This window comes from Streptomyces sp. NPDC050422, assembly GCF_044458665.1.
Lineage (GTDB): Bacteria > Actinomycetota > Actinomycetes > Streptomycetales > Streptomycetaceae > Streptomyces.
Map to the genome: position 1 here is coordinate 357,974 of NZ_JBITIE010000005.1, position 23,043 is coordinate 381,016.

A 23,043-nucleotide genomic window follows, 5' to 3' on the forward strand; every position below is an offset into this window, starting at 1 on the left:
GACGTCTACATCAGGGGGCGAACAACGCCATGAGGCGTAATCTCGCGGCACGTATCGGTGTGTGGAGCGCGCATCATCGCAAGACGGCCATTCTCGGCTGGCTGCTCTTCGTCATACTCGCCGCGGGCATCGGCGGCGCGTCGGGAATGGTCGAGATGACCAACGCGGAGAACGGCGCCGGCGACTCGGCACGCGCGGAACAGATCCTCTCCGACGCCGGCCTCGGCCACCGGGCGGGCGAACTCGTCATGGTGTCGTCGGCCGAGCCCAACGGCTGGCGGACCGCGGCACAGGAGCTGACCGCGGCCCTCGGGAAGACCGGTGAGGTGACCGGCCTCGCCGAACCGGTCGCGTCCAAGGACGGCAAGGACGCGCTGATCACCTTCGAGATGAAGGGCGACGCGGCCACCTCCGCCGACCGGGTGCAGCCCGTCCTGGACGCAGTGGCCGGGGTCCAGGAGGACCGTAAGGACGTCACGGTCCACCAGTTCGGCGAGGCCAGCGCCGGGAAGTGGCTCGGTGACCTGCTCTCCGAGGACTTCAAGAAGGCCGAGTTCACCGCCGTACCCCTGGCGCTCGGCATCCTGCTGGTTGCCTTCGGGGCCGTCGTCGCGGCCCTGCTGCCCGTCGGACTCGCGCTGACCGCGTGCATGGCCGCCTTCGGACTGCTCTCGCTCGCCAGCCACCAGCTGCACCTCTTCCAGACCACGTACTCCGTGATGTTCCTGATGGGCTTCGCCGTCGGTGTCGACTACTGCCTCTTCTACCTGCGCCGCGAGCGCGACGAGCGGGCCGCGGGGCGCGACGCCGAGACGGCGCTGCGGATCGCCGCGGCGACCAGCGGCCGGTCGGTACTCGTGTCGGGGCTGACCGTGATGGTCGCGATGGCCGGCATGTTCCTGTCCGGACTGCTGCTGTTCAAGGGCTTCGCCCTCGCCACGATCATCGTGGTCTTCATCGCCATGATGGGCTCCGTGACGGTCCTGCCCGCACTGCTCTCCTGGCTGGGTGACCGGATCGACGCCGGACGGGTACCGCTGCTGAACCGGCGCAACAAGCGCGGCAAGAAGGAGAGCGGCAGGATCGCCGGGAAGCTGCTGCGGCCCGTTCTGTCCAAGCCGAAGTTCTTCGCCGCCGCCTCGGTCGTCGTCCTGCTGGTGCTCGCCGCGCCCGCCCTCGGCATGAAGACCGAGTCGCTGGGCCTGGAGAAGCAGTTCGGATCGGACTCCCAGCTGTCGGTCGCCTACCGCCACATCAGCGAGACGTTCCCCGGCGGCCCCGCCCCCGCCCAGGTGGTCGTCGAGGCCGACAACATCGAGGCCCCCGCCGTACGCAAGGCACTGGCCGGCTTCGACAAGGTGACCGTCCACCGGGCGCAGAACGTCGCGGAGATCGAGGTACCGCTGCCAGGCGGCGAGGCCGGCCTGACCGAACTGCGGGAGAAGCGGCTGCCTGCCGCGTTCGACGGCACGGGCGCCCACGTCTACGTCACCGGCGAGGTGGCCGGGTCCGTGGACTTCAACGACCAGCTGAAGCACGGCATCGCGCCCGTCTTCCTCTTCATCACCGCGGTCACCTTCCTGCTGATGCTGTTCTGCTTCCGCAGTTACGTCATCGCCGTGACCTCGATCCTGCTCAACCTGCTCTCCGTGGCCGCCGCCTACGGTGTGATGACCGCCGTGTTCCAGCACGGCTGGGGTGCCTCGCTGATCGGATCGGAGGGGGTCGGCGCGATCGAGTCCTGGATGCCGCTGTTCGTCCTCGTCGTCCTGTTCGGGCTCTCGATGGACTACCACGTCTTCGTGGTCTCCCGGATCCGCGAGGCCCACGGCCGCGGTCTCTCCACCCGGGCCGCGATCGACGAGGGCATCCGGCGCACGGCCGGCGCGGTGACCGGTGCGGCCGTGATCATGGTCGCGGTGTTCTCGGTCTTCGGGACGCTGTCGATGCAGGACATGCAGCAGATGGGCGTTGGCCTGGCCGTCGCGGTGCTGCTGGACGCCACGATCGTACGGATGGTCCTGCTGCCCTCCGTGATGGCGCTGCTGGGCGAGCGGAACTGGCGCACCCCGCGCGCCCTGCGCCGCCTGCCGGAGCCGGCCCACGGCGAGCCGGAGACGGAGCCCGCCCGCGCGGTGGCCCCGGTGATGCACGGCTGAGCCCGGACGGACGGAGGGGGCGTGTACTTGTAGCCGACGCGCCGCACCGTCTGGATCGACCGGCGGTGCTCGGCGCCCAGCTTGCGGCGCAGCCGGGCGATGTGGACGTCGACGGTGCGCCCGTCGCCCACGTGCCCGTAACCCCAGACCGTGGTCACCAACTGGTCGCGGGTGTGCACCCGGTGGGGGTGCGCCACCAGATGGGCGAGGAGCTCGAACTCCAGGTACGTGAGGTCGAGCGTGTTCCCGTTCACCGCGGCGGTGCGCTGGACGGAGTCGATCCGCACCGGCCCGGCCCCCGAGTCCTCCAGCACCTCCGGCACCACGTACTGGGCGGCCGCGGCCGCGATGGCCGGCTGCTGGTCGGCGGGGACGAGCACCAGGTAACCGACCATCGCCGGCCGGCCGGGCAGCTCGGGCACGGTGTGCTGGGGCGCGGGCAGCCAGGTGGCGCCCGGAGTCAGGAACGCGGAGACGTCGGCGGGCCGGACGACCTCGTCGGGGGCCACGGCGCGCAGCCGGGGCCGGTTGGGGGAGAGGGGACGGGCGGAAGCGGTCGCAGCGGTCGTCGACGGCGCTGCGGTGGCAGCGACTGCGGCGGAGAAGGTACGGGCGTTCGCCATGAGGGTCAGCTCTTTCGCGCGAGGGAGTCGTCTGTGGACGGACTTGCTTCGTGCGCGCGGACCGAAGACCGGGGTGAGCGGTGTTAGAGGGCCTGCGCGTTCAACGCGCGGCAACACACCCGGTCGAAGTCGTGATGCTGACGGGAGGGCCAGAACGGCTCGAGGTCGCTGCGACCTGACGAGGTGTGCTGGATGCTGGCCATGTCCCCATTGAACCAGAGAACAGGGCGCGGCAGCAGGCTTCTCTCACCCGTCGATACGGGCCGTCCGCGTTACCTTCCTCACCTCGCGCCCACCTTCCCTCAGCCCACCAGCCGCTTGCGCCAGTCCAGACCCGTCAGTTCGATCGCTTGGTCCGGTGAACCGTCCCACTCCACGGTCAGTCCGGCTTCCCCCAGCACGGCCGCCACTTCCCGGCCCACCGCCGCCGTCGTCTCCGCGGACTTGTCGAACCCGCCGTAATACAGCATCAGTCTGTGTCCGGTCACCGCACTGTCCGTACCCTGGACGTGGAAAAAGACGAACCCCCGGGCGTCCTTTCGCCCTTCCCCGCCGATCTCACCGGTTCCGCACGACCGGCAGCACGCGAAATTCTCCCGTGCGGTGATTCCCCGCTCGTCCAGGACGGCGAAGGCCCGCTCCAGCCGGTCCGGATCGGTCACGTCCGTCCACCGCAGCTGCTCCTCGACCCGCTCCAGCCACACCCGCTCCACCAACTGCCGTGACTGCGCGAGTGTCACCGGATGCACGTCGTCGCACACCAGGTAGTCCTCGGCCGACTCGGTGATATCCGCCACCGTGCCGTATCCGCCGTGGACCAACTCGCGCACGCGCTCCTCCAACTCCTCGCGGATGTCGGCCGCGATCTCCGGTACGGGCTCCGGCTCCGGGAGTCCGGCGCTCTCCCAGCCGATTCCCGTGTCCCACCCGGGCTCCCGGCGGGCCCAGCGCGCCATCAGTGCGGCGACCTGCTCGGGTGTCCCGACGAGGGCGCGGACATGGGTGGCGGCTCCGCCGGTGCGGTGCTCCACGTCGTACGCCCCGCCGGCCTCGTGCCACACCTGGATGAACGTGCCCGGGATGTCCGGTATCCGCTGCACGACCAGGAAGCGGTCACCGGTCAGGCCGATCCGGTGCACCAGCTCGCTGAACTCCTGGCCCGAAGGGCGGGTGTGTGTCTGCTGGTTCTCGGTCGCGATCTTGATTTCGAGCATGCGACCAGCCTGGCACACCGCACTGACAGCGCCCCCGGGTACGCGAAGGGGCGCCCACCGGACCAACCGGTGGGCGCCCCTTCGTGCGGACGGTTGCTGCGGCGGGATCAGACCTGGCCGGCCTTCTCCAGCGCGGCGCAGCAGGTGTCGGTGATCAGCCGCGTGACGACGTACGGGTCGACGTTGGCGTTCGGGCGGCGGTCCTCGATGTAGCCCTTCCGGTCCTGCTCGACCTGCCACGGGATACGGACCGAGGCGCCGCGGTCGGAGACGCCGTAGCTGTACTCGTTCCACGGGGCGGTCTCGTGCAGGCCCGTCAGCCGGTCGTCGATGCCCGCGCCGTAGTTCTTGACGTGGTCCATCGGCTTCGAGCCCTCGCCCAGCGACTCGCAGGCGGTGATGATCGCGTCGTAACCCTCGCGCATCGCCTTGGTGGAGAAGTTGGTGTGCGCACCCGCGCCGTTCCAGTCGCCCTTGACCGGCTTCGGGTCGAGGGTCGCGGAGACGTTGAAGTCCTCGGCGGTGCGGTAGAGCAGCCAGCGGGCGATCCACAGCTGGTCGGAGACCTCCAGCGGAGAGACCGGACCGACCTGGAACTCCCACTGGCCGGGCATGACCTCGGCGTTGATGCCGGAGATGGCGAGGCCCGCCTTCAGACAGTTGTCGAGGTGCTTCTCGACGATGTCGCGGCCGAAGATCTCGTCCGCGCCGACGCCGCAGTAGTAGCCGCCCTGCGCGGCCGGGAAGCCGCCCTCGGGGAAGCCGAGAGGCCGGTGGCCGTCGAAGAACGTGTACTCCTGCTCGATGCCGAAGATCGGCTCCTGGGCGCCGAACTGCTCGGCGACCGGGCGCAGCGAGGCCCGCGTGTTGGACTCGTGCGGGGTCATGTCGATGTGGAAGACCTCGCACAGGACCAGGACGTCGTCGCCGCCGCGGATCGGGTCCGGGCACGTGAAGACCGGCTTCAGCACCCGGTCGGAGGCGTGGCCCTCGGCCTGGTTGGTGCTCGACCCGTCGAAGCCCCAGATGGGCAGCTCCGCCACGTCGGACGAGGGGGTACCGGGCATGATCTTGGTCTTGGAACGGAGCTTGGCGGTCGGCTCGGTGCCGTCGATCCAGATGTACTCAGCCTTGAACGTCACGGAAGCCCATCCTTTGCGCGGGTGCTGCGGTCTATGCAGCGCAGCTTCGCAAGGCGCGATTTCCCGACCGTTGCCCTCATGTGAACCCCGTGTTACCGAGGTTTCCTGTGCAAGGCCTACCGGCCGTGGGCGCCGCCGGACGCCGAATATTCGCCCCGTCGTATACAGGGCCCGGGGCTCCGGCCTCCTCCCCGTTCCGGAGGGCCGGACCTCCCGGGCGGTCGGGCGTACCGGGCACACTGGTCCCATGACGACACCCGTGACCCCCCTGCGTATCGGCCTGGTCGGTACGGGCCCCTGGGCCCGCATCACCCACGCCCCCGCCCTCGCCGCCCACCCCGGCGTCGTACTCAGCGGGGTGTGGGGCCGGAGGGCCGAGGCCGCCGAGGAGCTCGCCGCCGCGCACGGCGCGACGGCGTACACGGGTGACGCGGGGCTCGACGAGCTCTTCGCCGCGAGCGACGCCGTCGCCTTCGCCCTGCCGCCCGACGTCCAGGCGCCCCTGGCCGCCCGGGCCGCGGCGGCCGGCTGCCATCTGCTGATGGACAAGCCGGTGGCCACGACCGTCGAGGGCGCACGCGCGGTGGCCGAGGCCGCCGAACAGGCACGGGTCGCCTCGATCGTCTTCTGCACGCTGCGGTTCGCCCCGGAGACCGCGGACTGGATCGCCGAACAGGGCGCGGCCGGCGGCTGGTTCACCGCGCACGCCGAGTGGATCGGCGCCCTGTGGGCACCTGGCGCGGACAGCGAGTACGCCGTGTCCCCCTGGCGCCGCGAGAAGGGCGGCCTGTGGGACGTCGGCCCGCACGCGCTCTCGGTCCTCATCCCGGTACTCGGCGACATCACCGCCCTGACCGCGGTCCGAGGCCCCGCCGGCACCCACCACCTCGTCCTGCGCCACACCTCCGGCGCCTCCAGCACGGTGACGCTCACGCTGGCCGCGCCGGTGGCGGCGGCCGGGGTGGGGATCGAGCTCAGGGGCGAGCACGGCGTCGTCGGCCTGCCCCGGTGGGAGGGCGCCGCCGGGGCGTTCGGCGCAGCGGTCGACGCGCTGATCGAATCGGTGCGTACGGGGGAGCCGCACCCCTGCGACGTACGGTTCGGGCTCCGGCTGACGGAACTGCTCGCGGACGCCGAGGCGCAGGCCGGGAGCACCTCATGACTTCCAGCCCACGGCCCGCAACCGGCGACGCCGCCTTCCTCGCGGCGTACGACGAGGTCATCACGGCCAAGTGGCCCGCCGGAACGGCGCAGACAGACATCCCCACCCCGTACGGCACCACCCACCTCAACAGCTACGGGCCCAAGGACGCACCGCCCCTGCTCCTGCTGCCCGGCGGCGGTTCGACTTCGACGGTCTGGTACGCCCAGGCCGTCGAACTGGGCCGCAGCCACCGGGTGCACGCCGTGGACCTCGTGGGCGAACCGGGCCGCAGCGTGGCGGGGGAGCGCGGGACGCGGGCCATCCGCACCGTGGACGACCTGAACGCCTGGCTCGACGCGGTACTGAACGGCCTGGGTGCCGAGTCCACCGCCCTGTGCGGCCATTCGTACGGCGGCTGGATCGCCCTGCAGTACGCCCTGCACGCACCTCACCGGGTACACAAACTGGTCCTCGTCGACCCGACCGGCTGCTTCTCCGGCTTCCGCCCCGGCTATCTCCTCCACGCGCTCCCGATGCTGCTGCGCCCGAGCCCAGCACGGACGCGCGCCTTCCTGGCATGGGAGACGGGCGGCGCCGCACTCGACCCGGCCTGGCTGCGGCTGCGCGAGGCGGCGGCCGGATTCCCCGCGGCCCGGCCGGTCACCGGACCGCGCCCGTCCCCCGAGGCGCTGCGGGTACTCGACGTACCGGCCCTGATCCTGCTCGCCGAGCACAGCCGGGCCCATGACGCGGCCCGGGTGGCGGCCACCGCGCGCCGGCTGCTGCCGCACGCGGAGACAATCGTCCTGCCCAGCGTCTCCCACCATGCGCTGCCGCTCCACGAGCCGACGGCGGCCGAACTGAACCGCGAGCTGGCTCAGTTCCTCGACGGCCTGGGCTGAGGAGGACCGGACAGACCGCCTCAGCGCCCCATCGCGTCCCGTACCGCCTCATCCGTGCGCGCGACCACGGCCGTGCCGTCCTCAGCCGTGATGATCGGCCGCTGGATGAGCTTCGGATGCTCGGAGAGGGCCGTGATCCAGCGCTCCCGCGCATCCGCGTCACGAGGCCACTCCTTGAGCCCCAGCTCCTTCGCGTCCGCCTCCTGCGTCCGCGTGATGTCCCACGGCTCCAGCCCCAGCCGGTCGAGTACGGCCCGGATCTCGTCCGTCGACGGGACGTCCTCCAGGTAGCGGCGGACGGTGTAGTCGGCACCCTCCGCGTCGAGCAGCGTCAGCGCACTGCGGCACTTGGAACAGGCAGGATTGATCCAGATCTCCATGGGGCCAAAGGTACGCGATGGACCCTGCGAAAACCCCTCTGGCCAGGGGTGATTGTCAGTGGTGGGCAGTAAAATGGGGGTAGTTCGTGAGGGTTCCACCACCGCGCCAGGAGGTTGCCAATGGCCGTAGCCGCAGTCACGACCAAGCCGCTCGACACACCCCTGAAGAAGAAGCCGCTCCCCGCCGGCCGTCCCCGTGAGTGGTACGTCTCCCACAATCGCCGCCTGAAGGCGATGCGCCTGGCGATCGCCCTGCTCGACGTGGGCGTTTACCACCCGTCGAGCGCGAGCAACGCCCGGATACGCACGGCCGCTGAGCGCCTCGCCATCCACCCGCCGTCCGACACCACCTGCCGCATGGTCCGCGCACTCATCCGCTACGGCCGCTGACCGGTCGCCCGGCCGACCGTCAGGGACTGTGCCCCAGGGGCACAGTCCCTGCTCAGTACCCGCTGCACGTGGCGGTGGCGAAGGCGCCCGAAGCCCTGTCGGTGCGGCGGATGCCGTCGTCCACCGTCACCGAACAGGCCACGTCACCACCCGACTTCCCGAGACTGACGACGAACGAACCGCCACGCATGAAGCTCTTGGTGTCGAGCTCCCCGGTCCACGGCAGGCTCCGCAGCCTCAGCCGCGCGGTCGACAGCTCCTCGCCCTTCCACGTGCTGTACGTCAGCGTCACGTCCTCGGCGGCGCCGGTGACCTCGTACCGGATGTGTACGGTGCGCGAGCTCTCCGCCGAGACCTCACGGGCCAGCACGGCGGAGACCGCACCGGCCCCGAGCGCGAGCAGCACGGCGATCAACAGCAGCACCCACGGCCACAGCCGCCGCCTCCTCGGGGGCGGCGGCGCTGGTGCACCGGGGGCGGCCTGCTCGCTCATCACCCCAGCCTCGGTGGTCCGCACCCCGCCCGCGACCCCACCGCCGCGACCCCCTCACCCGTCCGGCCTACACCGCATGCGCCCCCACCTGCGGCCGCCTTGACTTGGGCCGACGGACAAGTCCTGGGAGGCGTGATGACGAGGCGAGGCGTACGGGGCGCGAGCGCGGTACTGGTGGCGATGACGGTGGCGTTCACGGCATCGGCATGCTCGGACGACGGGGACAGCGCGTCCAGCACGGTGTCCAAGGCGGCATCGGCCGCATCGTCCGTCGCCTCCCGGGGCGCCGACGTGGTCGCCTCGGCGACGGCCGCCGCCGAGGACAAGCTGAACAGCTTCAAGGACGGCGTGAACGCGAGCGGCGACGTCAGGGCGGGCGCCCCCGCCACCGACAAGGACGGCCACGCCACCTCGAAGATCACCGTGACGAACGGCACCGGTTCCACGCAGTCCTACGCCGTGCAGGTCAACTTCAAGGCCCCGGACGGCAAGCTGCAGGACACGGTCGTGGTGACGGTCGACGACGTGCCCTCGAAGGGGACCAAGGACGCCACGGCCCGCAGCAACCGCAAACTCGACGGCGACACCAAAGCCGAGGTGGGCAGGGCACTGCGGCACTGACCGTCGACAGGGGCGGTTACCGATCGTGCTGATCGGGGCCGCAGCGACCGCGTACCGTGCCGTCATGAGTGACGCCCACGCCCCGGACGCGGACCGACCGACCGGGCCCGACGACGGGAGAGCCCCATGAGGATCCATCTGACCAGCGTCTTCGTCGACGACCAGGACAAGGCCCTGCGCTTCTACACGGACGTGCTGGGCTTCGTGAAGAAGGCCGAGGTCCCGGTCGGCAAGGACCGCTGGCTGACCGTGGTCTCGCCGGACGACCCCGACGGCACCGAACTCCTCCTGGAGCCGGACGGCCATCCCGCGGTGAAGCCCTACAAGACGGCCCTGGTCCGCGACGGCATCCCGGCCGCCTCCTTCGCCGTGGACGACGTCCCCGCGGAGTTCGCCCGGCTGCGCGGCCTCGGAGTGCGCTTCACCCAGGAGCCGCTGGAGGCGGGGCCGGTGACGGTCGCGGTGCTGGACGACACGTGCGGCAACCTGATCCAGATCGTGGACAGCAAGTGATGGTGGGAGGCGCGTAGTCCCGGACGACGGGACTCACGCCTCCTCGGGAAGGTACGTGGCCAGCGCCCGCAGACCCGCCAGCACCTCGTCGGCGGTGGGCGCGGACCCGGGGTCGGTGAGGTGCTGCATCATCAGGCCGCTGACGAGGGCGAGCTGCACCGAGCCGAGGGCGCGGACCGTGGCTTCGGGGAGCTCGGCCTCGGCGATTCCGGTGACCTCGCGCGCCATGCCGCTGCGCCCCTGCCGCAGCCCGGCGGCCACCTGTTCACGCAGTTCCGGATCGCGCTGCGCACGCAGGACGGTCTCCAGATTGGCGATCCAGAACGTCTGGTTGGCCGAGAACGCCTCGATCAGCCGCCGCCACAGGGCGCCGAGGCCGGCGTCACCTGCTGACGGCCCGAAGGCATGGTCTCCCGAGTCGAGCGCCTCGAAGAGCGCCTGATTGAGCAGCGCCTCCTTCGAGCCGAAGTGATAGCCGATCGCCGCCATGCTGACGCCTGCCGTGGAGGAGAGGTCGCGGACCGTCGTGCGCTCGTAGCCCTTTTCGAAGAGGCACTGCCTGGCGGCCTCCAGCAGCTTTTCCCGGTTTCCCATGCGGCGGAGCCTAACAATGATCTGCGCGTTTGTGCCAGACGATTGACTCAGGCGATCGACTCATACAAACGTATTGGGCGACCGTCTTGCGCAGTTGCCCAAAGCCTGGCTACCGTTCCCGGCGTCGAAGGTCACGCCGATCCCAGGAGCACGGATGAGAACCAGGAAGTTCCGCGTCACAGCCCTTGCCGCGGTCGCTGTCTCCGCGACGCTCGCCGCCACGGTGTACACGGGCGGCCGTGCTTCCGCGGACCGTCGAAACGAGGACACCCCCACCCGGGTGACGACCGCCGAGGGCCCGGTGCAGGGCGTGGTCGCCGGTGCGGTGCGTACGTTCCAGGGCATCCCCTACGCCGCCCCACCCACCGAAGAGCGCAGGTGGAAGGAGCCGCAGCCGGTGCGTCACTGGTCGACGCCGCTGGACGCCCGCACCCCGAAGAACGCCTGCGCGCAGCCGACCGACCAGCCCATCTCGATCGAGGGCGGCGGCAGTGAGGACTGCCTCTACCTGAACGTCACGACCCCGGCCGGCCGGACGAAGGGGCGGCTGCCGGTCATCGTCTGGATTCACGGCGGCAGCTTCACCTACGGCGACGGCGCCACCTACCGCGCGGCCAAGCTGGCCGCCGCGCGGCAGGGCGCGGTGGTCGTGACGATCAACTACCGGCTCGGGGCGTTCGGCTTCCTCGCCGCGCCCGGTCTGCGCGCCCCGGCCAACCTCGGTCTTCTCGACCAGCAGGCCGCACTGAAATGGGTCAGCCGCAATGCCAGTGCCTTCGGCGGCGACTCCCGCAATGTCACGATCATGGGGCAGTCCGGCGGCGGTTACAGCGTCTGCGCCCAGCTGGTATCGCCCGGAGCCCGTGGGCTCTTCAGCAAGGCCATCGTGCAGAGTGCGGGCTGCGTCGGGCCGGACGGCTCGTTCACCCGCACGCAGGCGGAGGTGAACGGTCGCGCTGTCGCCAAAGCCGCAGGCTGCGACGGTGCGCGCACCCTTGACTCCTGTCTGCGGCGAAGGTCCACCGCCGAGCTGATCGAGGCATCCGCCTCAGGACACGACGGCTATCGACCCGTGGTGGACGGCAAGGTGCTGCCCGAGCCCCCGGCGCAGGCGATCGCCGCCGGGCGGTTCGCCCGCGTACCTGTGCTGCACGGCTCCACGCACGACGAGATGAGCGGTCTGGCCGGACTCGACGAGACCATGACGGGGAAGCCGCTGACCGCCGACGGGTACGCCGAGAAGGTCGCCGAGCAGTTCGGGAAGGACGCTGCCGCGGTCCTGGCCGAGTACCCGGTGGCGGACCACCCGGCCCCCGGAGCGGCACTGTCGGCCGTGCTGACCGACTCGGAGTGGTCGACCGCGGCGCTCGACACCCAGCGCGCGCTGGCCCGCTACACCCCCGTTTACGCCTACGACTTCGCGGAGGCCGCGTCACCGTACTTCAGGGGAGTGCCGCGACCGACGAGCTTTTCGCTCGGCACCGGCCACATGGTCGACCTGGCCTACCTGTTGGAGAACGACCTGTATGAGCCGCTCGACACCGTGCAGGCAGGGCTGTCGGACACGGTGACCGCCTACTGGAGCCGGTTCGCGTCCACCGGGCAGATGAACAGAGACGGCCTGCCCACGTGGAAGCGGTTCACGACCCGCGGTCCCTATGTGCAGCGGCTCGCGTCCGACCGCATGGGACGCACCGACTTCGCAGGCGACCACCACTACGCCTTCTGGAAGGCACTCGCCCCCACCGTGGGATGAAGGGGGCCTGACGGAGCACGCGACAGCCGGTAAAAGCCGACGAGGGCCGCCGCCCCGACCAGGGGGCAGCGGCCCTCGCAGCGTTTCCGGCATCGGGCCGGAGCATCGGCCGGGTGGTGGTCACATCCTGTTTCCAGGACGTCGGACCAGGTCACCCGGGACTGCGGCCTAGAGGTCGAAGTACAGCTCGAACTCGTGCGGGTGCGGGCGCAGCTGGATCGGGGCGATCTCCTGCGTGCGCTTGAAGTCGATCCACGTCTCGATCAGGTCGGACGTGAAGACGCCGCCCGCCAGGAGGTACTCGTGGTCCGCCTCCAGGGCGTCGAGCACGGCCGGGAGGGAGGTCGGGACCTGCTGGACGTTGGCGTGCTCCTCGGGAGCCAGCTCGTACAGGTCCTTGTCGATCGGCTCCGGCGGCTCGATCTTGTTCTTGACGCCGTCCAGGCCGGCCATCAGGAGGGCCGAGAAGGCGAGGTACGGGTTGGACGACGGGTCCGGGGCGCGGAACTCGACGCGCTTGGCCTTCGGGTTGGAGCCCGTGATCGGGATGCGCATCGCGGCGGAGCGGTTGCGCTGCGAGTACACCATGTTGACCGGGGCCTCGAAGCCGGGGACCAGGCGGTGGTACGAGTTCACCGTCGGGTTGGTGAACGCCAGAAGCGACGGGGCGTGCTTCAGGATGCCGCCGATGTAGTAGCGCGCCATGTCCGAGAGGCCCGCGTAGCCCTGCTCGTCGTAGAACAGCGGGTCGCCGCCGGCCCACAGGGACTGGTGGACGTGCATGCCCGAGCCGTTGTCACCGAAGATCGGCTTCGGCATGAAGGTCGCGGTCTTGCCGTTGCGCCAGGCGACGTTCTTCACGATGTACTTGAAGAGCATCAGGTCGTCGGCCGCGGCGAGCAGCGTGTTGAACTTGTAGTTGATCTCGGCCTGGCCGGCGGTGCCGACCTCGTGGTGCTGGCGCTCGACCTGGAGGCCGTTCTTGTCCAGCTCCATGGAGATCTCGGCACGCAGGTCGGCGAAGTGGTCGACCGGCGGGGTCGGGAAGTAGCCGCCCTTGTAGCGGACCTTGTAGCCGCGGTTGTTGTCCTCCGACCCGGTGTTCCAGGCGCCGGCCTCGGAGTCGATGTGGTAGAAGGACTCGTTCGCCGAGGTCTGGAAGCGGACGTTGTCGAACACGTAGAACTCGGCCTCGGGGCCGAAGTACGCGGTGTCGGCGATGCCGGTCGAGGCGAGGTACGCCTCGGCCTTCTTGGCGATGTTCCGCGGGTCACGGCTGTACTGCTCGCCGGTGATCGGGTCGTGGATGAAGAAGTTGATGTTGACGGTCTTGTCGCGGCGGAACGGGTCGACACGGGCCGTCGACAGGTCGGCGCGCAGCGCCATGTCGGACTCGTGGATGGCCTGGAAGCCGCGGATCGAGGAGCCGTCGAAGGCGAGCTCCTCGGTCGGGTCGAAGACCGCCGCCGGGATGGTGAAGTGCTGCATCACACCGGGCAGGTCGCAGAACCGGACGTCGATGAACTTGACGTCTTCGTCGGCGATGTACTTCTTCACGTCGTCGGCGTTCTGGAACATCCAACTCCTCCTACTCCCGGCCCGGGAGGGACGGGGTTGCAGCTCGTTGTGCGGCCAGTGCGGTGGCACACGCTGGACCCGACCATAGGCAGACCGGATTTCTCAAGCATGACCCATTTGTTTCGCCGAAGTTAACCGAGCCGGGTGTGAGTGGCACCTCATGAGCGCGGGGACGGCCGGTTCCCGGCGCGTTCCGGACCGGTTTCGGCCGGGTGTCCGGGGCGGCCCCGGGCCCCGCCCCGCCGGGGCCGGAGGCGGGCGCAGTACCGTGGTCGGGTGGACAACAGGCAAGCAATCGGATCGTGGCTCTCCGGGCCGCGTGCGGCCGCCGAGGAGATGGGCGCCGACTTCGGGTACCGGGGCAAGCGGCTCGGGCTTCCCGAGCAGGGACCGGGCGCCGTGGCCCCGCTCGGGCGGCGCTTCGGCGCGATCTTCGTCGACTGGGCCCTGTGCCTGCTGATCGCATACGGGCTGTTCGCTCGCGGTGACCAGCAGGCGACGGGCAACTGGGCGCTCGGCGTCTTCCTCGTACTGAGCGTGCTCACCGTCGGGACCATCGGCTGCACGCCCGGCAAGCGCCTGCTGGGCATCAAGGTCGTCGCCGAGGACGGCGGGCGCCTGGGGTTCGGGCGGGTGCTGGTGCGCAGCCTGCTGCTGTGCCTGGTGATCCCGGCCCTGGTCTGGGACCGCGACGGCCGCGGACTGCACGACCGGCTGGCCCGCGCCGTTCAGGTCCGCATCTGAGACCGGGAGACCGGAACGAAGCGAAACGAAGAGGGCGGGTCGCGAACCACTGGTTGGCGACCCGCCCTCTTCGTTTCGGTCTCTCAGTCCGCTCAGCGCATCTTTCCGCCGCGCGGCATCCGCATGCCCTTAGGCATGGGGCCCTTCGGCAGCGGCATGTTGCTCATCAGGTCGCCCATCGCGCGCAGCCGGTCGTTGGCCGCCGTCACCTGCGGGCCGGTCAGGACGCGCGGCAGCTTGAGCATCTTGGTGCGCACCTTCTTGAGCGGCACCTGACCCTCGTCGTTGCCGACGATGATGTCGTGCACGGGTACGTCGACCACGATGCGCGCCATCTTCTTCTTCTCGGCCGCGAGCAGGCCCTTCACCCGGTTCGGGTTGCCCTCGGCCACCAGCACGATGCCCGCCTTGCCCACGGCACGGTGGACGACGTCCTGGCTGCGGTTCATCGCGACCGCAGGCGTCGTCGTCCAGCCGCGGCCCACGCGGTCCAGTACGGCCGCCGCGGCACCCGGCTGTCCCTCCATCTGCCCGAAGGCCGCCCGCTCGGCACGCCGTCCGAAGACGATAGCCATCGCGAGGAGGGCGAGCACGAAGCCCAGGATGCCCAGGTAGATCGGGTGGTCGATCAAGAAACCGATCGCGAGGAGGACACCGAAGGTGACGATTCCCACACCCGCGACGACAAGACCGATCTTGGTGTCGGTCCGCCTGGTCATCTTGTAGGTCAGGGCGATCTGCTTGAGCCGCCCCGCGTTCTCGGCGCTGTCCGCGCCTTCAGTGGTTTTTGCCTTCCTCGCCATGCAAGGAAGTTTACGTGGCCTAGGAACGGTGGTCGGCCACGGCCTCCAGTACGTACTCGGACTCGACCCGGTCCTTGGCCCGGCGGCGGTCTTCGAGGACCGCCGTCCAGGCGTTGCGGCGGGCGGTGCGCTGGCCGCTGCTCAGCAGCAGCGACTCGACGGCGCGGAGGGCATCGGTGACGGACGGAAGGGCGGTGGCGCGTACCGGCGCGGCCTGCATCGTGGAATTCCCCTCGGAACGAATGCGCTCACCGGTGGTGCCCGGCGGGCGGAGTGTGCTGCGCGGACTGGATACGGGGCGCAGGGCGGCAGTGGCCCCGAAACCACTGCGCTGCGTGCATCCAGGGTCACTGCTTGGTGTTACCAGCGCATGACCGGTCGGTCAAACACCAATGAAACCTTGATATCGGCGCCGCGCACGCCGACGCGGCCCATCCGCGCCTCCGGCCTGCGAGGAGCGTGTGGGCCGCGTCGATTCAGCCGTTACTGTTCAGTAGCTTCTTGTGCCCGGATTCACACGGTGCCGTTACGCGGTCGGCGCCGCGGCCACCGCGCCGCGCCGCTCCATCGCCTGCTGGAACAGCCGGCCCGCGCGGTACGAGGAGCGGACCAGCGGTCCGGACATCACGCCGGAGTAGCCGATCTCGTCGGCCTCCTCCTTGAGCTCCACGAACTCGTGCGGCTTGACCCAGCGCTCCACCGGGTGGTGGCGCGGCGTCGGCCGCAGGTACTGCGTGATCGTGATGAGCTCGCAACCCGCGTCGTGCAGGTCCTGGAGTGCCTGGCTGACTTCCTCGCGGGTCTCGCCCATGCCGAGGATCAGGTTGGACTTCGTCACCAGACCGGCCTCGCGGGCGCGGGTGATGACCTCCAGGGAACGCTCGTAGCGGAAGCCGGGGCGGATCCGCTTGAAGATCCGCGGCACCGTCTCCACGTTGTGCCCCAGTACCTCGGGGCGCGAGGAGAAGACCTCGGCGAGCTGCTCGGGCTCCGCGTTGAAGTCGGGGATCAGCAGCTCGACCTTGGTGTGGCCGCCCTCCCGATCCGCCGTCAGCGCGTGGATCTGGCGCACGGTCTCCGCGTACAGCCAGGCACCGCCGTCCTCCAGGTCGTCGCGCGCGACGCCCGTGATGGTGGCGTAGTTCAGGTCCATCGTGACGACCGACTCGCCGACGCGGCGGGGCTCGTCCCGGTCCAGCGCCTGCGGCTTGCCCGTGTCGATCTGGCAGAAGTCACAGCGCCGGGTGCACTGGTCGCCGCCGATGAGGAACGTGGCCTCGCGGTCCTCCCAGCACTCGAAGATGTTGGGGCAGCCGGCCTCCTGGCACACCGTGTGCAGACCCTCGCTCTTCACGAGCTTCTGCAACTGGTTGTACTCGGGGCCCATCTTCGCCCGGGTTTTGATCCACTCGGGCTTGCGCTCGATGGGGGTCTGGCTGTTCCGGACCTCGAGGCGCAGCATCTTGCGCCCGTCGGGTGCGACAGCGGACACTCCGGCACTCCCCTTTGCTCTCGCTGCATTGGATTCTTCGGCGAACACCAGGGTACGCCCGTAGTTCAAACGGCTTTACGTCTGCCCAACCTGTGGCCGGCAGGGCCTATTCCCGGAGAGGTGCTCCGAGGGTCAGGCCGTGGCCACGGCATCGGCCGTGCGCTCGATGGTGCGCGGGGCGAGCTCGGCGTTCTCCAGGATGTCCCGCAGGTGCTTCTCGACGACCGGGAGCACCTGGGCGATCGTGAGGTCGCGGCCCAGTTCGTACGCGAGCGAGGTGACGCCCGCGTCCCTGATGCCGCACGGCACGATCCGGTCGAACGAGGTGTTGTCCGGGTTCACGTTGAGGGCGAAGCCGTGCATGGTCACGCCCTTGGCGACCCGGATGCCGATCGCGGCGAGCTTGCGGTCCTCGCGGCGCTGGCCGGCGTTGGACGGGGCGTACTCGGGGCCGTTCAGCCGGGCGTCGAACTCCTCGTCCTGCAGCCGGGGGTCGAAGTCGAGGGACAGCCCGCCGATCGCCGGGCGCTGATCGACCGGGTCGCCGAGGACCCAGACGCCGCTGCGGCCCTCGACCCGGCTGGTCTCCACGCCGAACTCGGCGGCCGTACGGATCAGCGCCTCCTCCAGCCGGCGGACGTGCGCGACGACGTCCACGGGGCGCGGCAGCTTCTGGATCGGGTAGCCGACCAGCTGGCCCGGGCCGTGCCAGGTGATCTTGCCGCCACGGTCCACGTCGATGACCGGGGTGCCGTCCAGCGGCCGCTCGCTGTCGGCGGTGCGCCGGCCCGCGGTGTAGACGGGCGGGTGCTCCAGCAGCAGGCAGGTGTCGGGGACGGTGTCCTCGAACCGTGCCGCGTGCACCTCGCGCTGCTTCTGCCAGGCCTCCTGGTAGTCGACGGCATCCTCGCCGAATCCCAGACGGACGAACCGAAGCTCAGTCACGACAGCAGCCTCTCTATTTGCGGTGCCGGGGCCGGGGTGTCCCGTCGTCACGTCACCATGCACCGAATCGCGCCTCCGGCCACTGTACGACCGGCGTCGGAGCGGAGGCCCGGCAGGTGGTTCCCGTCAGCGCCGCCCTCAATCCTCACACGATCGGATGAATGTGGAGCGAAGGCGGCCGGGGCTGCCCCGAGGGCCGCTAAATTCGCGCCGTTCCCTAGGGCCCAGCACCGCGACGCCGCGGGGAGAACGCAGAACAGTCCCTGAGGGGCTGCCCGCCCGGCCCCGAAGGCAGGAGACCCTACAGCTGATGTCGGAACGACCTCCGCAGCGCACCCCCAACCGCCGACTCGCCTCGCTCATCACCGAAGCCGGATTCTCGAACGCCGGCCTCGCCCGCCGGGTGGACCAGCTCGGCCTCGAACACGGCCTCGACCTGCGGTACGACAAGACCTCCGTGACCCGCTGGCTGCGCGGGCAGCAGCCGCGCGGCACCACCCCCGCGCTGATCGCCGAGGTCTTCACCAGGCGGCTCGGCCGCCGGCTCTCCGCGCAGGACCTCGGCCTGGACGCCTGCGCGCCCGTCTACGCGGGCCTGGAGTTCGCGGCCACCCCCACCGAGGCGGTCGATATCGTCAGCGGACTGTGGCGCAAGGACTCGGGCAGCCATGCGGAGCTGCGGAAGATCGCCTTCACCCCGGCGGGGCTGGTCGTCCCCAGCCGGGACTGGCTGATCGGGCGCGCGGACGAGTGGGTGGGGCGGGCCGGTGAGGCCGCCGCCGTCGCGGGCGGGGCCGGCAGGGCGCACGGCGCCGTCCAGGCGCACACCGGGCCGCGCACGGTGCCGGGAGCGCACGGTGGTGCGTACGGTGCCGGGAGTGGCCTCACAGGGCCCGTGCCCGGAGTGCCCGAACAGGGCGGCCCCGGGCCCGGCGTCCGGCACGGCCTGCGCGGGCCCACCCCGTCCCGGCCCGCCGGACCGTACGGGCCGGGCGGCTCCCCGGCCGTCCTCGGCTCCGGGCCCCCAGGCGTCCCCCGGCAGCGGCAGACCGAGCGGGGCTCCGGGCAGAAGGTCAGCAGCGGTGACGTCGCCGCCCTGCGCTCGGTCGCCGAGCTCTTCCGCACCCTGGACAACGCCTACGGCGGCGGCCACGCCAGGCAGGCCCTCGTCCGGTACCTGGAGCACGAGACCGAGCCGATGCTGCGCGGCACGTACGGGGAGGCCACCGGGCGGCGGCTCTTCGCCGCCGCCGCCGATCTCACCCGGCTCGCCGGCTGGACGTCCTACGACATCGCCGCCCACGGGCTCGCCCAGCGCTACTTCGTCCAGGCGCTCCGGCTGGCCCAGGCCGCCGGTGACCGGGCCTACGGCAGCTTCGTCCTGATCACCATGAGCCGCCAGGCCGTCTACCTCGGGCACGGCCGGGAGGCGGTGCAACTCGCGCGGGTGGCCCAGCAGGGCGTCGGCTCGTCCGCGCCGCAGGCCGTACTGGCCCTGCTGCACGCGGTCGAGGCGCGCGGACACGGCGTCCTCGGCGACGCCAAGGCGTGCGCGGCCTCCCTCGCTCGGGCGGAACGGGCACTGGAGTCCTCCCGCCCCGGCGACGAGGTGCTGCACTGGGCGCGCTACTTCGACGAGGCCCAGCTCGCCGACGAGTTCGGGCACTGCTACCGGGACCTCCAGCAGTACCGGGTCGCCGCGCAGCACGCGGAGCGCTCGCTCCAGCTGCGCGCCCCCGCCTACGCCCGCAGCCGGCTCTTCTGCCGGGTGGTACTGGCCTCCGCCCGGCTCGGACTCGGTGAGCTCGACCAGGCCTGCCGGCTGGGCGCGGAAGCCGCGCAGCAGGCCGCCGAGATGCGGTCGGTGCGCGCCACGGAGTACGTACGGGACTTCGAACGGCGCCTCGAACCCTTCCGCGACGCCGCCGCGGTCCGTGGCTACCGGGAGCGGGTGGCCGCGCTGGGATGAGGGCAGGAGGCTCAGGCCGCCTCCGGGAGTGTCGCGATGCCCGCCTGGGCGGGCCGCACACCCAGGTCGGTGAGGATCGCCCCGGCCGCGCGACGGCCCGAGGACAGTGCCCCCTGGACCGAGCCGGTGTCGCGGTGGTCACCGCACACGTACAGACCCGCGAGCAGCCGCACCGGGCGCCGCGGGTCGTGCGGGGGCGGCATCGCGGGCACCGCCTCCGGATCGTGGTGGGCCGCCAGCAGCTCCCAGTCGTCGGTGGGCGTGCCGTAGAGCGCCGCGAGGTGCGCGCGGACGGTGCGGTCCAGATCGGGCGGCGGGGTGCCGAGGACCGTCGAGCTGATCAGGACCCGGCCGTGCGGGGCGCGTGCCGGGTCGACCTCGCTCATCACCGCGGTGTGCGCGACCGGACCCGAACGGTCGGCGTCCAGGAGCAGCGAGGCGCCGGTCGGCGGGGGAGCGGGGGCGGTGTGGTGGACCACCGTCACCTGGTGGAACGGCGGCACGCGCAGACCGGGCAGCAGCTCGGCGGCGGCGCCCGCGCCGGTTGCCAGCAGCAGCGAGCGGCAGCCCAGTTCGCCGTGCTCCTTGGTGCGCACCGAGGTGATGTCCGCCGACGTGACGTGCACGCCGGTGCGTACGGTGCCGGGCGGCAGCGTGGCCGCGAGCAGCTCGGGCAGCGTGGCCGAACCCCCCGACGGCACACAGAGCCTGCCGCTCGCGTAGCCGCGCAGCGCGAGGTCGGCGCACCGGCTCGACGTGGTGAGCGCGGGGTCGCTGAGCAGCGCGGTGAGCAGGGGACGTACGAAGCCGTTGAGCGTCCGGGCGGACAGGCCGCGGCCGGACAGGGCGTCGAGCGCGGCCCGTTCGGGCCGGGCCAGGATACGGGCCCGGGGGGTGGCCGCGAGCCGGGCCAGCGCCACGCCGAGCCGGGCCTGGTCGATCGCCCCGCCCATCGCCCCGGTGAGACTCCCGCCCAGGGGCGCCCGGGGGGCGCTTGCGAGGGCGCGCGCCGCCTTGAATGCGCCCCGCGCGCTTCGTGAGCCCCGGGGGCTGCGTATCTCCCCGGTCCGGTACCGGCGGCCCTCGCTGTGGACGAGCACGCCCGGATCGAAGTTCCGCAGGACGAGTCCGTCGAGTCCGGGCGTCTCGTACAGCTCCGGATACGAGGTGGTGAGAAGCGGTCCTATGTGGTCGAGCCGGAACCCGTCCACCTCGTCGGTCATCATCCGGCCGCCGACGCGGGGGCCGGCCTCCAGGACGCTGACGCTGACTCCCGCACTGGTCAGTCGGTGGGCCGCTGACAGGCCGGCGATCCCGGCCCCGATGATGACGACGTCCGCGTGGTGTGCCGTGCTGAGCACGTGCCCCTCCCCGAGTCGGCGCAACTGGTGGGAGGCTCTTGCCCTCAACAGGCCACCGGAATGCGCGAGTTCGGCATGAGGCTAGGAGGGTGGCGGGGTTGCGCGCAGTCGCGCGCGGGCCGGAGCACCGGGGCACGGGGTCGCACGTCCGTCTGAATTCGGGGACGGTGGGCGGTTCTTGGCGCAGGGTCAGCGCAGAGCCGCCCTGATGGCGGCGTCGATTCCGGGGAAGGCGAAGGCGAACCCGGAGTCCAGCAGCTGTCCCGGCAGCACCCGCTGACTGCCCAGCACGTCCTCGGCGAAGTCACCCAGGGCGATCCGCAGCGCCGGCGCGGGAGCGGTGAACAGGGTGGGCCGGCGCAGCACCCGGCCCATCGCCGCGGTGACCTCGCCGTTGGTGACCGGGGCCGGTCCGGTCAGGTTCACCGGCCCGGACAGCTCAGGGGTGTCCAGGACGTGCCGCAGCGCCGCGATGTGGTCGTGCAGCGCGATGAAGCTCCAGTACTGCCGGCCGTTGCCGAGCCGGCCGCCGAGCCCCGCCCGGAACAGCGGGAAGAGCCGGCCCCAGGCGCCGCCCTCCCTGGCGACGACCAGCCCGGTGCGCGCGTGCACCGTCCGCACCCCGGCCTCCTCCGCGGCGGCCGTGGCCTCCTCCCACTCCACGCACACCGACGGCAGGAACCCGTCGCCGGGCGGAGCGCCCTCGTCGACCGCGCGGTCCCCGGTGTCACCGTAGAAGCCGATCGCGGACCCGGACAGCAGCACCTTCGGCCGTACGTCCAGTGAGGCGACCGCCTCCGCGATCGCGGCCGTGCCCAGCACCCGGCTGTCCCGGATCTCCCGCTTGTACGCCTCGGTCCAGCGGTGGTCGCCGACCCCGGCCCCGGCGAGATGGACGACGGCGTCGCAGCCCACGAGACCGGCCACGTCCACGTAACCGCGGTTGGGGTCCCACTCCACCTCGTCCCCCGACCGCGCCGGGCGCCGGACCAGCCGGACCACCTCGTGCCCGTCGGCCCGCAGCGAGCGCACCAGCGCCGCTCCGATGAGTCCGGTCGATCCGGTGACGGCGATACGGGAGTGCGGCATGGACCCATCCTGCCCCATGGGCCGCCCACGACGCGTGGCACAGTGACGCCCATGGCCGAGTCCTTCACCCCTCCCGCACCGTCCGTCCGACCCGCCGTCCTCGACGACGGCCCCGCCCTCGCCGAGCTCGACCGGAGCACCTGGTCGACGCTGCACGCCGTGACCCCGCGGCCGCAGCCGCCGTACGAGCCGTTCTTCGACGACCGGCACCGGCCGGAGGACATCCTGGTGGCCGAGGCGGTGAACACGGCGGGCGAGACGGCCATCGCCGGGTACGTCCGCATCGTGCCGCCCACCCCCCTGGCCTGCAACGCGCACGTCCGGCAGATACAGGGCCTCGCCGTGGCCGGCTGGGCGCGGGGCCGCGGCATGGGCCGCACGCTGATACGCGCCGCGTGCGGAGCCGCACGCGGCCAGGGGGCGAACCGGATCACCCTGCGGGTGCTGAGTCACAACGCGCCCGCCCGCGCGCTGTACGAGGCGGAGGGATTCACCGTCGAGGGCGTCCTGCCCGGTGAGTTCTTCCTCGGCGGCCGCTACGTGGACGACGTGATGATGGGCCGGACGCTCAGCCCGTGACCGGAGCCCGGCCGGTCGCGCCTCACCCGGCGCCGAACCGCCGCCACAGCTCGGGCAGCCGCGCCGCCAGGACCGCGTCGTCCTCGAAGCCGAACGGGGTGCCCTCCGGCTCGGCCGCCTGCGGCGGCAGCCCGAGATCCGGCGCGACCACCCCGGTGAGCTGCTCGTACGCCTCGTCGGCGGCGTAGCCCAGCTCCTCGGCGTCCCCGTCCAGCTCCTCGTCGAAGTCGTCGAGGAGCTCGGCCAGGCTGTCCGGGTCGTGCACCGCACCCTCGAAGACCTCCCGGCCCTGGCCGATCAGCCAGCAGCGGAAGTAGTCGAAGGCGTCGTCGCTCGCCCCGCCGAGCAGCACGGCGGCGGCAGCCCACAGGTCCCAGCGGTACGCCCGGTTGTAGCGGGCCTCGAAGTGCCGCGCGAAGTCCAGCACGGAATCGGGATCGAGCTGCACCAGCCGTTCGACGAGCAGGTCCGCGTGGTCCTCGGGGTCGCCGTCGGCGGCCTCGCGGGTGCTGTCGACGATCTCCCAGAATTCCGTCTCGTCCATCACGGGTC

At 71.3% G+C, this 23,043-nt stretch carries 23 protein-coding genes and 1 pseudogene; 10 read left to right on the plus strand and 14 right to left on the minus strand.

All coding sequences use genetic code 11. The annotated features are described in order from the left end of the window. Positions 1-29: 29 nt before the first annotated feature. Entirely contained in the window at positions 30-2,159 is a 2,130-nt protein-coding gene (locus ACIBJG_RS09700; protein WP_399306153.1) for an MMPL family transporter, read from the plus strand. 17 nt (positions 2,160-2,176) lie between these two features. On the opposite strand, the pseudogene ACIBJG_RS09705 reads toward ACIBJG_RS09700, so the two are convergent. The 3 genes and pseudogenes from ACIBJG_RS09705 to glnII all read right to left on the minus strand — a co-directional run. After that, positions 2,177-2,782: pseudogene (locus tag ACIBJG_RS09705) on the minus strand (winged helix-turn-helix domain-containing protein); the annotation flags it as partial. A gap of 302 nt (positions 2,783-3,084) precedes the next feature. Beyond that, complete coding sequence (locus ACIBJG_RS09710; protein WP_399306156.1) at positions 3,085-3,996, minus strand: DUF6891 domain-containing protein; 912 nt, start codon at positions 3,994-3,996, stop codon at positions 3,085-3,087. 107 nt (positions 3,997-4,103) lie between these two features. Further along, positions 4,104-5,138, minus strand: a complete 1,035-nt coding sequence (glnII, locus tag ACIBJG_RS09715; protein WP_399306159.1) for a glutamine synthetase — start codon at positions 5,136-5,138, stop codon at positions 4,104-4,106. Between the two features lie 247 nt (positions 5,139-5,385). Here glnII and ACIBJG_RS09720 point away from each other — a divergent pair, with 247 nt between their 5' ends. Together ACIBJG_RS09720 and ACIBJG_RS09725 are read left to right on the plus strand one after the other, a co-directional pair. Then, on the plus strand, positions 5,386-6,300 hold the full coding sequence (locus tag ACIBJG_RS09720; protein WP_399306162.1) for a Gfo/Idh/MocA family protein: 915 nt from the start codon (positions 5,386-5,388) through the stop codon (positions 6,298-6,300). Further along, a complete protein-coding gene (locus ACIBJG_RS09725) occupies positions 6,297-7,184 on the plus strand; it encodes an alpha/beta fold hydrolase (protein WP_399306165.1) in 888 nt (295 codons plus the stop codon). Before ACIBJG_RS09720 ends, ACIBJG_RS09725 begins: the two co-directional genes overlap by 4 nt. Positions 7,185-7,204: 20 nt before the next feature. Here ACIBJG_RS09725 and ACIBJG_RS09730 read toward each other — a convergent pair whose 3' ends face one another. Then, positions 7,205-7,564: an arsenate reductase family protein gene (locus tag ACIBJG_RS09730; RefSeq protein ID WP_399306168.1), complete on the minus strand. Its 360-nt coding sequence runs from the start codon at positions 7,562-7,564 to the stop codon at positions 7,205-7,207. Positions 7,565-7,684: 120 nt separating this feature from the next. Here ACIBJG_RS09730 and ACIBJG_RS09735 point away from each other — a divergent pair, with 120 nt between their 5' ends. Beyond that, complete coding sequence (locus ACIBJG_RS09735) at positions 7,685-7,954, plus strand: hypothetical protein (protein WP_399306169.1); 270 nt, start codon at positions 7,685-7,687, stop codon at positions 7,952-7,954. Between the two features lie 52 nt (positions 7,955-8,006). Here the strand turns inward: ACIBJG_RS09735 and ACIBJG_RS09740 are convergent, their stop codons facing one another. After that, positions 8,007-8,447, minus strand: coding sequence for a hypothetical protein (locus tag ACIBJG_RS09740; RefSeq protein ID WP_399306171.1), 441 nt, complete (start codon positions 8,445-8,447; stop codon positions 8,007-8,009). Positions 8,448-8,582: 135 nt separating this feature from the next. Here ACIBJG_RS09740 and ACIBJG_RS09745 point away from each other — a divergent pair, with 135 nt between their 5' ends. Both ACIBJG_RS09745 and ACIBJG_RS09750 read left to right on the plus strand, forming a co-directional pair. Next, positions 8,583-9,068 (plus strand): hypothetical protein, encoded by a 486-nt coding sequence (locus ACIBJG_RS09745; protein WP_399306173.1) that lies wholly within the window; start codon positions 8,583-8,585, stop codon positions 9,066-9,068. Between the two features lie 126 nt (positions 9,069-9,194). Continuing rightward, positions 9,195-9,581: a VOC family protein gene (locus tag ACIBJG_RS09750; RefSeq protein ID WP_399306176.1), complete on the plus strand. Its 387-nt coding sequence runs from the start codon at positions 9,195-9,197 to the stop codon at positions 9,579-9,581. Positions 9,582-9,614: 33 nt separating this feature from the next. Here the strand turns inward: ACIBJG_RS09750 and ACIBJG_RS09755 are convergent, their stop codons facing one another. Further along, a complete protein-coding gene (locus ACIBJG_RS09755) occupies positions 9,615-10,175 on the minus strand; it encodes a TetR/AcrR family transcriptional regulator (protein WP_399306179.1) in 561 nt (186 codons plus the stop codon). Between the two features lie 154 nt (positions 10,176-10,329). On the opposite strand from ACIBJG_RS09755, the gene ACIBJG_RS09760 reads away from it, so the two are divergent. After that, entirely contained in the window at positions 10,330-11,931 is a 1,602-nt protein-coding gene (locus ACIBJG_RS09760; protein ID WP_399306181.1) for a carboxylesterase/lipase family protein, read from the plus strand. Between the two features lie 168 nt (positions 11,932-12,099). Here ACIBJG_RS09760 and glnA read toward each other — a convergent pair whose 3' ends face one another. Continuing rightward, positions 12,100-13,509, minus strand: coding sequence for a type I glutamate--ammonia ligase (gene glnA / locus ACIBJG_RS09765; protein ID WP_399306184.1), 1,410 nt, complete (start codon positions 13,507-13,509; stop codon positions 12,100-12,102). Positions 13,510-13,785: 276 nt separating this feature from the next. Here glnA and ACIBJG_RS09770 point away from each other — a divergent pair, with 276 nt between their 5' ends. Continuing rightward, entirely contained in the window at positions 13,786-14,253 is a 468-nt protein-coding gene (locus ACIBJG_RS09770; RefSeq protein ID WP_399306186.1) for an RDD family protein, read from the plus strand. A gap of 92 nt (positions 14,254-14,345) precedes the next feature. Here ACIBJG_RS09770 and ACIBJG_RS09775 read toward each other — a convergent pair whose 3' ends face one another. The 4 genes from ACIBJG_RS09775 to lipB form a co-directional block, all read right to left on the minus strand. Continuing rightward, positions 14,346-15,056: a DUF4191 domain-containing protein gene (locus ACIBJG_RS09775; protein ID WP_399306189.1), complete on the minus strand. Its 711-nt coding sequence runs from the start codon at positions 15,054-15,056 to the stop codon at positions 14,346-14,348. A 19-nt stretch (positions 15,057-15,075) separates the two neighbouring features. Further along, a complete protein-coding gene (locus ACIBJG_RS09780) occupies positions 15,076-15,276 on the minus strand; it encodes a hypothetical protein (RefSeq protein WP_399306192.1) in 201 nt (66 codons plus the stop codon). Between the two features lie 306 nt (positions 15,277-15,582). Continuing rightward, positions 15,583-16,548 (minus strand): lipoyl synthase, encoded by a 966-nt coding sequence (lipA, locus tag ACIBJG_RS09785; protein ID WP_399306195.1) that lies wholly within the window; start codon positions 16,546-16,548, stop codon positions 15,583-15,585. Positions 16,549-16,680: 132 nt separating this feature from the next. Next, positions 16,681-17,493: a lipoyl(octanoyl) transferase LipB gene (lipB, locus tag ACIBJG_RS09790; RefSeq protein ID WP_399306198.1), complete on the minus strand. Its 813-nt coding sequence runs from the start codon at positions 17,491-17,493 to the stop codon at positions 16,681-16,683. 310 nt (positions 17,494-17,803) lie between these two features. Here lipB and ACIBJG_RS09795 point away from each other — a divergent pair, with 310 nt between their 5' ends. Then, complete coding sequence (locus ACIBJG_RS09795) at positions 17,804-19,462, plus strand: regulator (RefSeq protein ID WP_399306201.1); 1,659 nt, start codon at positions 17,804-17,806, stop codon at positions 19,460-19,462. Positions 19,463-19,473: 11 nt separating this feature from the next. On the opposite strand, the gene ACIBJG_RS09800 is transcribed toward ACIBJG_RS09795, so the two are convergent. Both ACIBJG_RS09800 and ACIBJG_RS09805 read right to left on the minus strand, forming a co-directional pair. After that, positions 19,474-20,823, minus strand: coding sequence for an NAD(P)/FAD-dependent oxidoreductase (locus tag ACIBJG_RS09800; RefSeq protein ID WP_399306204.1), 1,350 nt, complete (start codon positions 20,821-20,823; stop codon positions 19,474-19,476). Between the two features lie 189 nt (positions 20,824-21,012). Continuing rightward, the gene (locus tag ACIBJG_RS09805) at positions 21,013-21,912 is read right to left on the minus strand and encodes a TIGR01777 family oxidoreductase (RefSeq protein WP_399306208.1); all 900 of its coding nucleotides are present in this window, start codon (positions 21,910-21,912) and stop codon (positions 21,013-21,015) included. Between the two features lie 51 nt (positions 21,913-21,963). Between ACIBJG_RS09805 and ACIBJG_RS09810 the strand changes: the two genes are divergently transcribed. Further along, complete coding sequence (locus tag ACIBJG_RS09810) at positions 21,964-22,491, plus strand: GNAT family N-acetyltransferase (RefSeq protein ID WP_399306211.1); 528 nt, start codon at positions 21,964-21,966, stop codon at positions 22,489-22,491. Between the two features lie 22 nt (positions 22,492-22,513). Here ACIBJG_RS09810 and ACIBJG_RS09815 read toward each other — a convergent pair whose 3' ends face one another. Next, positions 22,514-23,035 (minus strand): DUF4240 domain-containing protein, encoded by a 522-nt coding sequence (locus ACIBJG_RS09815; protein ID WP_399306214.1) that lies wholly within the window; start codon positions 23,033-23,035, stop codon positions 22,514-22,516. Between the last annotated feature and the right edge of the window lie 8 nt (positions 23,036-23,043).

Bases quoted from the DNA above. Each gene is read 5' to 3' on its own strand.
- ACIBJG_RS09700 (WP_399306153.1), top strand. From the start codon at position 30: ATGAGGCGTAATCTCGCGGCACGTATCGGTGTGTGGAGCGCGCATCAT.
- ACIBJG_RS09710 (WP_399306156.1), bottom strand. From the start codon at position 3,996: ATGCTCGAAATCAAGATCGCGACCGAGAACCAGCAGACACACACCCGC.
- ACIBJG_RS09720 (WP_399306162.1), top strand. From the start codon at position 5,386: ATGACGACACCCGTGACCCCCCTGCGTATCGGCCTGGTCGGTACGGGC.
- ACIBJG_RS09725 (WP_399306165.1), top strand. From the start codon at position 6,297: ATGACTTCCAGCCCACGGCCCGCAACCGGCGACGCCGCCTTCCTCGCG.
- ACIBJG_RS09730 (WP_399306168.1), bottom strand. From the start codon at position 7,564: ATGGAGATCTGGATCAATCCTGCCTGTTCCAAGTGCCGCAGTGCGCTG.
- ACIBJG_RS09735 (WP_399306169.1), top strand. From the start codon at position 7,685: ATGGCCGTAGCCGCAGTCACGACCAAGCCGCTCGACACACCCCTGAAG.
- ACIBJG_RS09740 (WP_399306171.1), bottom strand. From the start codon at position 8,447: ATGAGCGAGCAGGCCGCCCCCGGTGCACCAGCGCCGCCGCCCCCGAGG.
- ACIBJG_RS09745 (WP_399306173.1), top strand. From the start codon at position 8,583: ATGACGAGGCGAGGCGTACGGGGCGCGAGCGCGGTACTGGTGGCGATG.
- ACIBJG_RS09750 (WP_399306176.1), top strand. From the start codon at position 9,195: ATGAGGATCCATCTGACCAGCGTCTTCGTCGACGACCAGGACAAGGCC.
- ACIBJG_RS09755 (WP_399306179.1), bottom strand. From the start codon at position 10,175: ATGGGAAACCGGGAAAAGCTGCTGGAGGCCGCCAGGCAGTGCCTCTTC.
- ACIBJG_RS09760 (WP_399306181.1), top strand. From the start codon at position 10,330: ATGAGAACCAGGAAGTTCCGCGTCACAGCCCTTGCCGCGGTCGCTGTC.
- glnA (WP_399306184.1), bottom strand. From the start codon at position 13,509: ATGTTCCAGAACGCCGACGACGTGAAGAAGTACATCGCCGACGAAGAC.
- ACIBJG_RS09775 (WP_399306189.1), bottom strand. From the start codon at position 15,056: ATGGCGAGGAAGGCAAAAACCACTGAAGGCGCGGACAGCGCCGAGAAC.
- ACIBJG_RS09780 (WP_399306192.1), bottom strand. From the start codon at position 15,276: ATGCAGGCCGCGCCGGTACGCGCCACCGCCCTTCCGTCCGTCACCGAT.
- ACIBJG_RS09795 (WP_399306201.1), top strand. From the start codon at position 17,804: ATGTCGGAACGACCTCCGCAGCGCACCCCCAACCGCCGACTCGCCTCG.
- ACIBJG_RS09805 (WP_399306208.1), bottom strand. From the start codon at position 21,912: ATGCCGCACTCCCGTATCGCCGTCACCGGATCGACCGGACTCATCGGA.
- ACIBJG_RS09810 (WP_399306211.1), top strand. From the start codon at position 21,964: ATGGCCGAGTCCTTCACCCCTCCCGCACCGTCCGTCCGACCCGCCGTC.
- ACIBJG_RS09815 (WP_399306214.1), bottom strand. From the start codon at position 23,035: ATGGACGAGACGGAATTCTGGGAGATCGTCGACAGCACCCGCGAGGCC.